General features: G+C 45.0%; 15 protein-coding genes. 8 read left to right on the top strand and 7 right to left on the bottom strand.

Translation table 11 applies throughout. The features are described from left to right. Positions 1-4 precede the first annotated feature (4 nt). From hisC to hisIE, 6 genes are all read left to right on the top strand, one after another. Entirely contained in the window at positions 5-1,045 is a 1,041-nt protein-coding gene (hisC, locus tag OCV12_RS05485; protein ID WP_261885550.1) for a histidinol-phosphate transaminase, read from the top strand. A 131-nt stretch (positions 1,046-1,176) separates the two neighbouring features. Next, positions 1,177-2,265 carry a bifunctional histidinol-phosphatase/imidazoleglycerol-phosphate dehydratase HisB gene (hisB, locus tag OCV12_RS05490; protein ID WP_176681632.1) on the top strand — a complete coding sequence of 363 codons (1,089 nt, stop codon included), beginning with the start codon at positions 1,177-1,179 and terminating at the stop codon, positions 2,263-2,265. A 24-nt stretch (positions 2,266-2,289) separates the two neighbouring features. After that, a complete protein-coding gene (gene hisH / locus OCV12_RS05495) occupies positions 2,290-2,904 on the top strand; it encodes an imidazole glycerol phosphate synthase subunit HisH (protein WP_261885551.1) in 615 nt (204 codons plus the stop codon). 43 nt (positions 2,905-2,947) lie between these two features. Then, on the top strand, positions 2,948-3,685 hold the full coding sequence (hisA, locus tag OCV12_RS05500) for a 1-(5-phosphoribosyl)-5-[(5-phosphoribosylamino)methylideneamino]imidazole-4-carboxamide isomerase (RefSeq protein ID WP_012604374.1): 738 nt from the start codon (positions 2,948-2,950) through the stop codon (positions 3,683-3,685). After that, a complete protein-coding gene (gene hisF, locus OCV12_RS05505; RefSeq protein WP_017630683.1) occupies positions 3,667-4,440 on the top strand; it encodes an imidazole glycerol phosphate synthase subunit HisF in 774 nt (257 codons plus the stop codon). Before hisA ends, hisF begins: the two co-directional genes overlap by 19 nt. Beyond that, on the top strand, positions 4,437-5,087 hold the full coding sequence (gene hisIE, locus OCV12_RS05510) for a bifunctional phosphoribosyl-AMP cyclohydrolase/phosphoribosyl-ATP diphosphatase HisIE (RefSeq protein WP_176681629.1): 651 nt from the start codon (positions 4,437-4,439) through the stop codon (positions 5,085-5,087). Before hisF ends, hisIE begins: the two co-directional genes overlap by 4 nt. Positions 5,088-5,271: 184 nt before the next feature. Here hisIE and OCV12_RS05515 read toward each other — a convergent pair whose 3' ends face one another. From OCV12_RS05515 to OCV12_RS05530, 4 genes are all read right to left on the bottom strand, one after another. Beyond that, positions 5,272-5,796 (bottom strand): YchJ family protein, encoded by a 525-nt coding sequence (locus tag OCV12_RS05515; RefSeq protein WP_261885552.1) that lies wholly within the window; start codon positions 5,794-5,796, stop codon positions 5,272-5,274. Positions 5,797-5,914: 118 nt separating this feature from the next. Continuing rightward, positions 5,915-7,132, bottom strand: coding sequence for an EAL and HDOD domain-containing protein (locus OCV12_RS05520; RefSeq protein ID WP_261885553.1), 1,218 nt, complete (start codon positions 7,130-7,132; stop codon positions 5,915-5,917). A gap of 111 nt (positions 7,133-7,243) precedes the next feature. Then, positions 7,244-7,990 (bottom strand): UDP-2,3-diacylglucosamine diphosphatase, encoded by a 747-nt coding sequence (gene lpxH, locus OCV12_RS05525; protein ID WP_261885554.1) that lies wholly within the window; start codon positions 7,988-7,990, stop codon positions 7,244-7,246. 83 nt (positions 7,991-8,073) lie between these two features. Next, positions 8,074-8,568 (bottom strand): peptidylprolyl isomerase, encoded by a 495-nt coding sequence (locus OCV12_RS05530; RefSeq protein WP_017060275.1) that lies wholly within the window; start codon positions 8,566-8,568, stop codon positions 8,074-8,076. A 190-nt stretch (positions 8,569-8,758) separates the two neighbouring features. On the opposite strand from OCV12_RS05530, the gene cysS reads away from it, so the two are divergent. After that, positions 8,759-10,144 (top strand): cysteine--tRNA ligase, encoded by a 1,386-nt coding sequence (gene cysS / locus OCV12_RS05535; RefSeq protein ID WP_261885555.1) that lies wholly within the window; start codon positions 8,759-8,761, stop codon positions 10,142-10,144. Positions 10,145-10,240: 96 nt separating this feature from the next. Continuing rightward, the gene (locus OCV12_RS05540) at positions 10,241-10,819 is read left to right on the top strand and encodes a thymidine kinase (RefSeq protein WP_048658319.1); all 579 of its coding nucleotides are present in this window, start codon (positions 10,241-10,243) and stop codon (positions 10,817-10,819) included. Positions 10,820-10,920: 101 nt separating this feature from the next. On the opposite strand, the gene OCV12_RS05545 is transcribed toward OCV12_RS05540, so the two are convergent. The 3 genes from OCV12_RS05545 to OCV12_RS05555 all read right to left on the bottom strand — a co-directional run bounded on the left by OCV12_RS05545 (position 10,921) and on the right by OCV12_RS05555 (position 12,778). Beyond that, the gene (locus OCV12_RS05545; RefSeq protein ID WP_261885556.1) at positions 10,921-11,586 is read right to left on the bottom strand and encodes a YdcF family protein; all 666 of its coding nucleotides are present in this window, start codon (positions 11,584-11,586) and stop codon (positions 10,921-10,923) included. After that, the gene (locus OCV12_RS05550) at positions 11,579-12,433 is read right to left on the bottom strand and encodes an NAD(P)H-binding protein (RefSeq protein WP_261885557.1); all 855 of its coding nucleotides are present in this window, start codon (positions 12,431-12,433) and stop codon (positions 11,579-11,581) included. The genes OCV12_RS05545 and OCV12_RS05550 overlap by 8 nt, the downstream gene beginning before the upstream one ends. 114 nt (positions 12,434-12,547) lie before the next feature. Beyond that, entirely contained in the window at positions 12,548-12,778 is a 231-nt protein-coding gene (locus tag OCV12_RS05555; RefSeq protein ID WP_017630468.1) for a TIGR02647 family protein, read from the bottom strand. Positions 12,779-12,946 lie beyond the last annotated feature (168 nt).

The raw sequence follows: 12,946 nt of genomic DNA on the forward strand, positions 1-12,946 counted from the left end.
GGGCATGGAAAAGTTAGCAAGAAAACAAGTTCAGGCTCTAACACCTTACTTGTCTGCAAGACGCATTGGCGGGACGGGTGATGTATGGCTAAACGCCAACGAATCTCCGTTTGATAACGAGTACAACCTAAACCTGTCTCGTCTTAATCGCTACAGCGAATGTCAGCCTAAAGAGTTGATTGACGCTTACGCACAATATGCAGGTGTGAAACCAGAGCAAACACTGACGACTCGTGGTGCTGATGAAGGCATCGAGTTATTGATTCGTGCTTTCTGTGAGCCGAATGAAGACGCTATTCTTTACTGCCCACCTACTTACGGTATGTACGCTATCAGTGCAGAGACGATCGGTGTTGAGCGTAAAGTTGTGCCTCTAACTTCTGAATGGCAACTGGATCTTCCTGCGATTGAAGCGCAACTAGATAACGTGAAAGTGGTGTTTGTTTGTAGCCCAAATAACCCAACTGGTAATTTGGTTAATCGAAAAGACATCATCAAGCTGCTTGAGATGACTCAAGGCAAAGCGATTGTAGTGATGGACGAAGCGTATATTGATTTCTGTCCTGAAGCATCAACCGTTGATTTGCTTGAACAGTACCCGAACCTAGCGATTCTTCGTACTTTGTCTAAAGCTTTTGCATTAGCCGGTTTACGTTGTGGTTTTACGCTAGCGAACCAAGAGCTTATCGATGTATTGTTGAAAGTGATTGCACCTTACCCAGTGCCAATCCCTGTTGCTGATATCGCCGTTCAAGCACTTTCAGAACAAGGTCTTGCGAGAGCGAAGTTTCAGGTTTTGGATTTAAGTGCGAACCGCGCTTATTTACAAGCCGGTTTATTGGGCTTACCTCAAGTGACGGTATTTGATGGGTGGGGTAACTACCTATTGGTTAAATTCCCTAACGGCGACGAATTATTTAAAGCGGCATGGGACAGTGGCATTATTTTACGTAACTCGCCAATCGAAGACTGTGTTCGCATTAGTATTGGTAACCGCGAAGAGTGCGAAAAGACACTTGGATTCATTCGTAACTTTTTTCAGTAACGAAAGGCTACCAGTAATAACATTTGTCAGTCTTAAGTTGATTAATCGTCGACTGACAAATGAAACCAATATTTTGGGTTAGCGTTTGATTTTAGCTAGGCCACCAGATTTAAAATTAAAAGGAAGTTCAAGTGAGTAAACAACAGAAAATACTTTTTATAGACCGCGATGGCACCTTAATTGTTGAGCCGCCAGTCGACTTTCAAGTAGACCGTTTAGACAAGCTAAAATTTGAACCGCTAGTGATTCCTAGCCTGCTTGCACTGCAAGATGCTGGTTACCGTCTAGTGATGGTGACTAACCAAGATGGCCTAGGTACTGATAGCTACCCACAAGAAGATTTCGATGCGCCACACAACATGATGATGGAGTTCTTCGAATCTCAAGGCGTTAAGTTTGATGACGTGCTTATTTGTCCTCACTTTGACGAAGACAACTGCTCTTGCCGCAAGCCTAAGCTAGGTATGGTTAAAGAATACCTACAGGGCGGTAAAGTCGACTTCCAACACTCTGTTGTGATTGGCGATCGAGTGACTGACCTGCAACTAGCTGAGAACATGGCAATTCGCGGTATTCAATATGGCCCGGATGCAGAAACGGAAGGTACGCTTAACTGGCCACAGATCGTTAAAGATCTGACGGTTAACGCTCGCGTTGCTGAAGTGGTTCGTACGACTAAAGAAACCGACATTAAGGTGGCGGTAAACCTTGATGAAACTGGCGGCAATAAGATCGATACAGGTATGGGTTTCTTCGACCACATGCTTGATCAGATCGCGACACACGGCGGTTTCCAAATGAACCTAACTGTGAAAGGCGATCTACACATTGATGATCACCACACAGTAGAAGACACAGCACTTGCGTTAGGCCAAGCTCTGAAAGATGCGCTAGGCGACAAACGTGGTATCGGTCGTTTTGGTTTTAGTCTGCCAATGGACGAGTGTTTGGCTCAGTGTGCGCTAGACCTTTCTGGCCGCCCATACCTGAAGTTCGATGCGAAATTCAGCCGTGAGCAAGTGGGTGATCTTTCAACCGAGATGGTGGTTCACTTCTTCCGCTCTCTAACCGACACACTGGCTTGTACGCTACACCTTTCTTCTGATGGCAATAATGATCACCACATCATTGAGAGCCTGTTTAAAGCGTTTGGCCGTACTCTTCGCCAAGCAATCAAAGTTGAAGGTAATGAGTTACCAAGCAGCAAAGGCGTCTTGTAAGGCTAACGTTAGCAAGGAAAAACAATGAAAGATCAAAAAGTCGTCATTATTGATACTGGGTGTGCCAACGTTTCTTCGGTGAAATTTGCCATTGAACGTTTGGGTTACGCAGTTGAGATTTCAAAAGAACCAGAAGTCGTCCTTGCCGCCGACAAGCTTTTCCTACCGGGTGTAGGTACAGCAAGTGAGGCAATGAAGAACCTACAAGAGCGTGACCTTGTATCTCTTGTGAAGAGAGTAGAGAAGCCTCTGCTGGGTATTTGTTTAGGTATGCAGCTGTTAGGTAAACTGTCTCAAGAGAAAGGCCAAAAGGCTGACGAGCTAGTTGAATGTCTAGGTTTGTGTGATGGTGAAGTACGTTTACTTGAAACGGGCGATTTACCCCTACCACACATGGGTTGGAACACAGTAACTTCGACACCTAATCACCCTTTGTTTAAAGACATTGAAGAAGGCGAGTACTTCTACTTCGTTCACAGCTTCGCAATGCCAGTGGGTGGCTACACAATCGCACAATGTGATTACGGTAACCCGTTCACAGCGGCGGTGCAAAGTGGCAACTATTATGGTGTTCAGTTCCACCCAGAGCGTTCTTCAAAAGCTGGCTCTAAGCTGATTCAGAACTTCTTGGAATTGTAATAAGGATTAGGCAACGGCCAACGTTGCCATATAAGGAATGTAAATGATTATTCCCGCATTAGATTTAATTGAAGGCCAAGTAGTTCGCTTATTCCAAGGTGATTACGGGCAAGTAACAGAATACAAAGTCGATCCTGCAGAGCAGTTTAACCTGTATCACCAAGCTGGCGCAGGCTGGCTTCACCTTGTTGACTTAACGGGTGCAAAAGACACAACCGCTCGTCAACTTGACCTAATCGCAAAGCTACTTGCTAGCACGCCTGCCAATATCCAAATTGGTGGTGGTGTTCGTAACGAGCAAGACGTGGTCGACCTACTTGAAGCTGGCGCGCAGCGCGTTGTTGTAGGCTCAACGGCGGTTAAGCAACCTGAACTTGTTAAAGGTTGGATGGAAAAATACGGCGCTGAGAAAATTGTACTGGCGCTGGATATCAACATCGACGAAAGCGGCACACGTAAAGTGGCGATTTCAGGTTGGCAAGAAGATTCAGGCGTGACGATTGAAGCGCTGATTGAAGACTACCTAACTGTGGGTCTTAAACACGTTCTGTGTACCGACATTTCACGTGATGGCACGCTAGAAGGATCAAACGTAGAGCTTTACGTCGATCTTTGTAAGCAGTATCCACAGGTTCAATTCCAATCATCGGGCGGTATCGGCAGCCTAGCGGATATCGAAGCTCTAAAAGGCAGCGGTGTTGCTGGTGTGATTGTTGGTCGTGCGTTACTTGATGGCAAGTTTACCGCAGAGGAGGCATTTGCATGTTGGCAAAGCGAATAATCCCTTGTTTGGATGTCCGTGACGGACAGGTGGTTAAGGGCGTTCAGTTCCGTAACCACGAAATCATTGGCGACATCGTTCCGTTAGCACAGCGCTACGCGGAAGAGGGCGCTGATGAATTAGTATTTTACGATATCACAGCATCAAGTGATGGCCGTGTTGTTGATAAGAGCTGGGTCAAGCGTGTCGCAGAAGTGATTGATATTCCTTTCTGTGTCGCTGGTGGCATTAAATCAGCAGAAGATGCAGCGCGCATTCTAGAGTTCGGTGCGGATAAAGTATCGATCAACTCGCCTGCACTGGCTAATCCTCAATTGATCACTGACCTTGCTGATAAATTCGGCGTGCAGTGTATCGTTGTTGGTATCGACTCATACTTCGACAAAGAAACCGGTAAGTATCAGGTTTACCAATTTACTGGTGATGAAGCGCGTACCAAAGCGACCAAATGGGAAACCAAAGATTGGGTTCAGGAAGTACAGAAGCGTGGCGCGGGTGAGATTGTATTAAACATGATGAACCAAGATGGCGTTCGTAACGGTTACGACATCGAGCAGCTCAACATGGTGCGCGAAGTGTGTAACGTGCCACTGATTGCTTCGGGTGGCGCAGGCGCGATGGAGCACTTTGCTGAAGCCTACAAAAAGACCAACGTGGACGGAGCATTAGCGGCTTCGGTATTCCACAAACAAGTCATCAATATTGGTGAACTTAAACAGTACTTAAAACAACAAGATGTAGAGGTGCGACTATGAGTTTTGAAACCGCAAGCTTATCAAAAGCAGCAGTAGGCGCATTATCAGAGCGTATTAACTGGGAAAAAGTAGATGGCTTAGTGCCAGCTATTGTTCAAGATTACCAATCGAGCCAAGTGTTGATGATGGGATACATGAACCCAGCAGCACTTGAGAAAACGGGTGAAACGGGTCAAGTAACTTTTTTCTCGCGTACTAAAGAGCGTTTGTGGACGAAAGGGGAGACCTCAGGCAATGTTCTGCGACTGGTGAACATGTCACTTGACTGCGACAATGACACCTTGCTGGTAAAAGTGAACCCAATTGGTCCAACGTGCCATTTGGGCAACACCACGTGTTGGGATGTTGATCCGCAAGAAGAGACCCAGATGGTGTGGCTTCATCAACTTGAGCAGCTACTGGCTGCCCGCAAGGACGCAGATCCTGAGTCTTCTTATACTGCCAGTTTATATGCCCGTGGCACCAAGCGTATTTCGCAAAAAGTGGGCGAAGAAGGCGTTGAAGTCGCGCTTGCGGCGACGTCGGGCGATAAGGCGGAATTAGTGTGTGAATCAGCAGATTTGATTTACCACCTAATGGTTCTTCTTCAAGACCAAGGCCTATCGATGAACGACGTAGTGAATAAACTTAAAGAGCGCCATAAGTAAGCCTCTTTAGATTTATCGAATCACGGTAAAAAAGAGATAAAAGCCCCGTAAACAACCATGTTTACGGGGCTTTTAAATTATCTAAGATATTAATCTACTGAAAAAGCACTGAACCCTGTCATTCCGAGGAGCCTAAGTGACATCAGGAATTTATTCTCTTAATCTAACTTCCTAGACGTACGAGTTACCCGCAACACTTTTTATACTTCTTACCACTACCACAAATACACGGGTCATTGCGGCCGATCTTAAAGCTCTCTACCGTTTGGTTTAGGCGAGGGTCAATCTCTGGCTCTGTTAGCTCTTCATGTTCGTTTTCTTGCTTTGGGAACTCCCCATCGATATACAACCAAAGGCCATCTTCACGAACGAAACGCGAGCGCTCTTGCATGCAGTATTGCGCGCCGTCTTCATTGAAGTAGGCTTTAAACTCGACAAAACCTTCGTTTTCGTGTGAGCCAGCGGATGCATCAATGACTTCTAAGCCTGCCCAATCACTATCGATAGATTCTGCAATACCTTCTCTTTGAGCTTCTGCATTACAGCTAGGGTGGTAAGTCGCAATAACATAATCAACTAACCCCAATACGTGCGCTGAGTAACGTGAACGCATCAATTGCTCAGGTGTTTCAACTGAACTGTGATTAAGGTGCGCTGATTCGCAGCATTGTTGGTAAGTATTTTTGCTACCGCACGGGCATAAAGACATAGTCAAATCCTGTAAAAATGGCCTCTATTAAGAGGCCATAAATGAATGCGTTGGAGTTTACCAAGAAACGATCGCTCACCAAAGCTTAGTTTCTATTGAAGCGGTTATGAGAAGTGAATTATCTCAATGCTGGTGACAGTAGCTCTTGTGCCCAAGTCGTTGCTTCATCGTAAGCTTGGCCTAGTTGAGCCTCGCTGAGCTTGAGAAGTTTACGAATGCGCGTTGCTTCATCCCATCGAGCTTGTTCATAAGCAATAATCATAGCCAAAATGGCACCTAACACGCCCTTGCGTTGGATAAGAGCCTGTTTAATCTCATCGTCGATTGGCACCGAGTCCAATACTTGTTTCAATGGTTGGTCAAACAGTGAATCCAGTAGCGAGAACATACCGGTCAAAAAGGCTTGTCCGGGCTCAACCTTCACATTCATCTTCTCGACTAATAGCTCACATTGACGCGCGCGTAATACCGCTAAACCGTAGAGTGAATCTGGCTTGTCTTCTTTCGCTGATGCGATCGCCACAAGTGAAACGAACTTACGCAGTTTTTGCTCGCCTAGGTAAATCAGTGCTTGGCGGAATGAACGAATGGTCGTTGCTGACCCGCCAGCCGAGTTCACGTAAGCGAGTAACTTATAAGATAAGGTCACATCCAGAGTGATCAGACGCTCTACTTCACTAAAGTCGATAGGATCGTTAGCGATCTCTTTCAAAAGTTGAACAATGGTCAAAAACGCAGGGTTGAGCGCGCGAGTTTGAATCATTTCTGGCTTACTAAAGAAGTAGCCTTGGAAGTAGGAGAAGCCAGCTTGGTTCGCTTCTTGATACTCGTCGTAAGTCTCCACCTTTTCAGCAAGGAACTTGATATTTAACCCTTTGAGAGAGTTCATGAACATCGAAGCTTTCGCGATAGAGATCAAACGGATATCAAACTTGATAATAGAGACGTAAGGTAAGAAACGCTTCCATGCTTTGCTCGGCACAAAGTCATCCAATGCGATGGTATAACCCGCATCGTAGATAGCTTTAATCGCTTCAAGTAGTTCGTCTGTTGGTTCGCAGTCTTCAAGAACCTCAACAACGAGGCTTTCTTTTGGAAATAGGGTAGGGACCAAGTTAATCAGGCTTGCATAAGGAAAGTTCACGAACCCCAGCTTATCACCCAGCGTATTATAGTGAGTTGATAAGAAGTGGTCGGAAAGCAAACGGCTAGTAGCGAGCTCCGGCTCTACTTCAGGGAAAGTGTTCTTAGGACCATCCCTGAATAGCAACTCGTAACCTATGGTTTTCTTATCTGTATCGAGTATTGGTTGACGCGCTACGTATGAATATTTCAACTTGGTACTGTGTTCGGTTTATTTCTGATAGAGAGATAATAGCTAATTCAGTGGAAATTACCATACACAATCTAAGAAAGTCTGACCGACAATAATAATCAAAGTGAAAGTTTAAGACGGATGTTGAAAGCTATTGCTAAACTCTCGATTCTGTAGTTCAAAACTTTGCGGAGTGAACACCAGCACTGAGCCTTGCGTATACCAATCGCCAAGTACGATACGGGTTTTAGTGCAATTATTAGCATTGAAGGTGTGGATGTCAGGGCGATGAGTGTGGCCGTGAATCATTAGATCAACGTTGTTTCGTTCCATCACATCTTCGACTTCTTGTTGTGTCACATCCATGATGTCGAGAGACTTAGTTTGCTTGTCATCTTTGATATCAGATTGAACCTTCGAGACGATCTTCTTCTTGATGAAAAATGGAATTCTGTTGAAGACCCATTGCAGCCACGGTTGATGCACTTTTTCGCGGAAAGCGAGGTATTTTACATCTTCGGTGCATAGGGTATCACCATGCAACACAACCGCTTTTTGGCCGTAGATATCGATTGTTGATACTTCGTCTAGTAGTTTCACGCCGGTTTGTTTAGCAAATTTTTTACCGACAAGGAAATCACGATTACCTTGAGTGAAGTAGCAAGGTACGCCTGTTTTCACCAAATCAATAAACGCTTGGCGGATAGAGGTCGCGAACTCACTTTTGTCGTCGTCACCAATCCAGAATTCGAAAAGGTCACCCAATACGTAGAGAGCATCCGCCTCTACCGCTTCATTCTTCATAAAGGTTAGGAAGCAGTCAGTGATGTCTTGTCGTGACGGAGCAAGGTGCAGGTCTGATATAAAATATGTTTTCATAGGTCTAAAAAAGGGAGCGATTCGCTCCCTATATCCTGATTTTATCGGCTCATCAATTATTAAGACTAATCGAAAGCAAGTAATTAAGCTTCGATTGTAGTACCAGTGATGATCACTTCTTCTAGAGGTACATCTTGGTGCATACCCATAGAACCAGTGCTAACACCTTTGATCTTGTTTACGATGTCCATGCCTTCAACAACTTCTGCGAATACACAGTAGCCCCAACCGTCTAGGCTTTCGCTACGGAAGTTTAGGAAAGAGTTGTCGTTAACGTTGATGAAGAACTGAGAGCTCGCTGAATGCGGTTCCATAGTACGAGCCATTGCTAGCGTACCAACTTTGTTCGCTAGACCGTTGTTTGCTTCGTTCTTGATAGTTGCACGAGTTGCCTTTTCTTTAAGGCCAGAAGTCATGCCGCCGCCTTGAATCATGAAACCATCGATAACACGGTGGAATAGTGTGTTGTCGTAGAAACCGTCACGGCAATACTGTAGGAAGTTTGCGCTTGTTTCTGGTGCTTTTTCTTCGTTTAGTTGAACTTTGATGTCACCAAAATTTGTGTGAAGGATGATCATGATTGTTACCTTACTGTCTTTTTAATATGAAAGGCGATTCTAGCCTAGTTTGATTGAGTTTCAAAATACGAAATCGTCAATAGATAACAAGGAGTTTAGCTGATTTGATGGTGAAAGGTATTACCTATTAAGGTATGACTTGTTATACTGCGAGCTTATTTTTGATTAATCCATAAAATAGATAGAGATCATGCTGAAGATATATAACACGCTCACAAGACAGAAAGAGGAATTCAAACCAATTACAGCTGGCAAAGTCGGCATGTATGTCTGTGGGGTAACCATATACGATCTCTGTCACATCGGTCATGGTCGTACGTTCGTTTCTTTCGACGTAGTAACTCGCTACCTTCGTTACCTTGGTTACGATTTGAACTTCGTTCGTAACATCACAGATATCGATGACAAAATCATCAAGCGCGCTAACGAAAACGGCGAGTCTTGTGACTCTCTGACTGAGCGTCTAATTGGCGAAATGCACGCTGATTTCGATGCATTGAACATGAAGCGTCCAGATGTTGAACCTCGTGCAACAGAGTTCATTTCTGAAATCATCGAACTTGTTGAAAAGCTGATTGAACGCGGCTATGCATATGTCGCAAGCAACGGCGACGTAATGTTCGAAGTTAAGAAGTTCGAAGAATACGGTAAGCTTTCTAAGCAAGACCTTGACCAGCTACAAGCTGGCGCTCGTGTTGACGTAGACTCTGCAAAACGTAGCCCGCTAGATTTCGTTGTTTGGAAGATGTCTAAGCCAGGTGAACCAACATGGGAATCACCATGGGGCCCAGGTCGTCCAGGCTGGCACATTGAATGTTCAGCAATGAACTCGTCTATTCTAGGTAATCACTTCGATATCCACGGTGGCGGCTCAGATCTACAATTCCCACACCACGAGAACGAAATCGCGCAATCTTGCTGTGCACATGGTACTGACTATGTAAACACATGGATGCACAGTGGCATGGTGATGGTAGACAGAGAAAAAATGTCTAAGTCACTAGGTAACTTCTTCACTATCCGTGATGTGTTAGCACACTACGATGCTGAAACAGTGCGTTACTTCCTAATGTCTGGTCACTACCGTAGCCAACTGAACTACAGTGAAGATAACCTAAACCAAGCTCGCGCATCGCTAGAGCGTCTATACACGTCACTTCGTGGCCTAGACCTTACCGCAGCTCCTGCTGGTGGCGAAGAGTACGTAACTCGTTTCTCTACTGCGATGAACGACGACTTCAATACGCCTGAAGCTTACTCTGTATTGTTTGAAATGGCGCGTGAAATCAACCGTATCAAGCCTGAAAGCATTGAAAAAGCAAGCGGACTGGGTGCATTGATGCGTGAACTAGCAGACATCATCGGTATTCTTCACCAAGAGCCAGAAGCCTTCCTACAAGGTGATGCGGCTGGTAACGATGACGAAGTGGCTGAAATCGAAGCGTTGATCAAATTGCGTAACGATTCTCGTGCTTCTAAGGATTGGGCAAATGCCGACCTTGCACGTGACAAGCTCAACGAGTTGGGCATCGTTCTAGAAGATGGCCCTGAAGGCACGACTTGGCGTCGTAAGTAAATCTTATAAAAAGGGCTGATTTTCAGCCCTTTTTTCTAACAAAAATTCTCTAATTTCACCTTTTCATATTCAATTTTATTTAACAGGAATATTTCTGTGGCTCAGATGTATTTTTACTACTCGGCAATGAATGCGGGTAAATCAACAACGCTTCTTCAATCGTCATTCAACTACCAAGAACGCGGTATGACGCCAGTGATCTTCACGGCTGCATTGGATGATCGCTATGGTATCGGTAAAGTAAGCTCTAGAATTGGTCTGCAATCTGAAGCGCAACTGTTTAAAAACGACACCAACATGTTTGATGCGATCAAAAAGCTAAACGATGAAGAGAAGCGTCATTGTGTTTTGATTGATGAGTGTCAGTTCTTATCGAAAGAGCAGGTATACCAACTAACAGAAGTAGTGGATAAGCTGCACATTCCTGTACTGTGTTACGGTTTACGTACTGATTTCTTGGGTGAACTGTTTGAAGGTAGCCGTTACTTGTTATCTTGGGCTGACAAGCTAGTTGAGCTAAAAACGATTTGTCACTGCGGTCGTAAAGCGAACATGGTGATTCGTACTGATGAGCACGGTGTTGCGATTGCTGAAGGTGACCAAGTTGCTATTGGTGGTAACGACAAATATGTGTCTGTCTGCCGTTTGCACTACAAAGAAGCCTTAGGTAAATAAGAGCTTCTTAATGTTTCGGCAATAGATGACGAAGCGAAGCAGTAAAATAAAAAACGGTGGCCAAGTGCCACCGTTTTTGTTTTCTGGTAGGTCATCGCTATTTATTCAAAGCCGAGCTTCTTAATCGTTAAATAGGCGTGATCAACTTCCTCGGAAATCGGCATTTCGATCTGGAAGCCTTGAGCAGGGTAGGTCTTGATACGCTCAAAATCGGCCACTAACGCGCCTAAAACCATGTCCAATGGCAAGTCTTCATTAAAGTAATCGACCCAATCTTGCCATTTAGATGTCACGGTGATTTCTGTCGTCTCTTGAGGCCACTGTTTACTGAAGGTCGCGTAAGTACGTTTCTCCATAAAAGGCTTCTGCACTAAGGTCAGCCTTTTCGGACGTAACCCTCGCTCAGTCAGCAACTCATGAGTGAAGCGGACATTCTCCCCAGTATTAGTCGCGTGTTTCTCTATGATAATGTCTGAATCTGGCACGCCACAGTCACGTGCAATAGCTGCGAAGGTTTCTGCTTCTGAGCGTTCAAAGCTGCCTTCGGTAAAGCGTCCGACACCACCAGAAAAAACGATGTATGGCGCAACCCTTTGGTGATAGAGCTCGGCTGCGTATTCAGCAACACGAGTATCGTTACTGCACAACACAAAAATACAGTCTGAGGGTTTAACCTTGTGACCCATAGACATGAAGTTCCAAAGGGTGTCGATCGCGCGGTGCAGCTTAATATTGGGCTCTTTCTTAGCTATAGATTGTTCAGTCATGCAATGCGTCCAATGTGGATTCGAATTTAAACGAATAACCTAAGTCGAGTATCTTTTTCGACGAGATCAGCTTGTCTGGTGTATCAACGACTGGTGGCAGAGGCTCGCTGCTATTCGCGCTTTTCAGTGCCGCGGCATAAAATTCCGCCTTACTTACGGTATTTGGTGTGGTCACATTAACCACTTCATTGTGAAGCTGGTTAATAGCAAAGTCGACGGCGCCAATGGCATCATCAAGATGAAGCATGTTAGCCGGAGCTTGAGTGCTCACTTGCTTCAATTTACTAGCAAACCTTGATGGGTGGCGACTTGGACCAATTAAGCCACTAAAGCGCAGAATGGTGTAATCGATACCTGAATCTATCACCAATTGTTCAGCTTGCAGCATGACGCGTGCGTTATCGGAAAATGAAGATGCGTGCTCTTTATCTGAGGTGGAGAGGAGCAGTGAGGCATCTTGCTCATTTAATACACCTGGCTTAGTCGGGTAAACCGTGGTTGAGCTCACCATAATGAGCTTCTTAACGTTCGCCTTCTGACAAGCTCTGGTTAGCTGCTGCCAGTAATCAGCGTACTCTTGGCCTGCACCTTTTCGAAAACCAGGAGGGAAACTGCCTATCACAATCTCGGCATTGTTTTCGAGTAACAGCGAATAGAGTTGTCCGATAGTTTGGTCAGCCTGTGATGCGTTAAAGCTGAATACTTCACAGGGAATACGCTCATTACCGATGGTGTCTGCACCCGCTTGAGTCGTCTTGGTGACGACCACTCGGTTACCATGTCTCTCTAGATGCTCAGATAAAGGGGCGCCTACCCATCCTGCACCGACAATAAATATAGAAGCCATCTGTACCTCACAACGACAAGCTATGGATTTAGAATAAGCCTAACAAACCTTTGGCCAAAAATGAAAAAACTCCACAGCCGAAGCGAGTGGAGTTTTTACTAGAACAATGAAGCTTTATTTAAGTACGCGAAGTAGTTTGTCTGCGCGCTCTGCCATCTCGATACCTTCATCTGTTAGGTAACCGCCGTCTGGCTGAGTACAAAGGTTCTTTTCGAATAGGCGCTTAACAGCGTCTTGAGTTTCTTGAGCAGCCTCTTGATGAACTTTAATGCCCGTAGCTGCGCTACTTACATCAAATTGAAGAAGGAGGTTTAAATCAGCAATATGTTCAGCGTTGTACTTCATAATTAACCTATATATTCATAACGTTCTCTACCTTCACCTTAGTGCGCATTCACAACTCAGGCAATAGCAAATAAATAGAATTGATAAGTGATACCAAATTGAATGATTAATCGACGTATGATGGGTTTATTTTGGTTAGATTGGGTGATTTGCACCCACTTAAATTGC

The sequence above is a fragment of the Vibrio pomeroyi genome (genome assembly GCF_024347595.1).
GTDB lineage: Bacteria > Pseudomonadota > Gammaproteobacteria > Enterobacterales > Vibrionaceae > Vibrio > Vibrio pomeroyi.

Coding starts and splice junctions, on each gene's coding strand:
- hisC (WP_261885550.1), top strand. CDS start 5: ATGGAAAAGTTAGCAAGAAAACAAGTTCAGGCTCTAACACCTTACTTG.
- hisH (WP_261885551.1), top strand. CDS start 2,290: ATGAAAGATCAAAAAGTCGTCATTATTGATACTGGGTGTGCCAACGTT.
- hisA (WP_012604374.1), top strand. CDS start 2,948: ATGATTATTCCCGCATTAGATTTAATTGAAGGCCAAGTAGTTCGCTTA.
- hisF (WP_017630683.1), top strand. CDS start 3,667: ATGTTGGCAAAGCGAATAATCCCTTGTTTGGATGTCCGTGACGGACAG.
- hisIE (WP_176681629.1), top strand. CDS start 4,437: ATGAGTTTTGAAACCGCAAGCTTATCAAAAGCAGCAGTAGGCGCATTA.
- OCV12_RS05515 (WP_261885552.1), bottom strand. CDS start 5,796: ATGTCTTTATGCCCGTGCGGTAGCAAAAATACTTACCAACAATGCTGC.
- lpxH (WP_261885554.1), bottom strand. CDS start 7,990: ATGAAAACATATTTTATATCAGACCTGCACCTTGCTCCGTCACGACAA.
- OCV12_RS05530 (WP_017060275.1), bottom strand. CDS start 8,568: ATGATCATCCTTCACACAAATTTTGGTGACATCAAAGTTCAACTAAAC.
- cysS (WP_261885555.1), top strand. CDS start 8,759: ATGCTGAAGATATATAACACGCTCACAAGACAGAAAGAGGAATTCAAA.
- OCV12_RS05545 (WP_261885556.1), bottom strand. CDS start 11,586: ATGACTGAACAATCTATAGCTAAGAAAGAGCCCAATATTAAGCTGCAC.
- OCV12_RS05550 (WP_261885557.1), bottom strand. CDS start 12,433: ATGGCTTCTATATTTATTGTCGGTGCAGGATGGGTAGGCGCCCCTTTA.
- OCV12_RS05555 (WP_017630468.1), bottom strand. CDS start 12,778: ATGAAGTACAACGCTGAACATATTGCTGATTTAAACCTCCTTCTTCAA.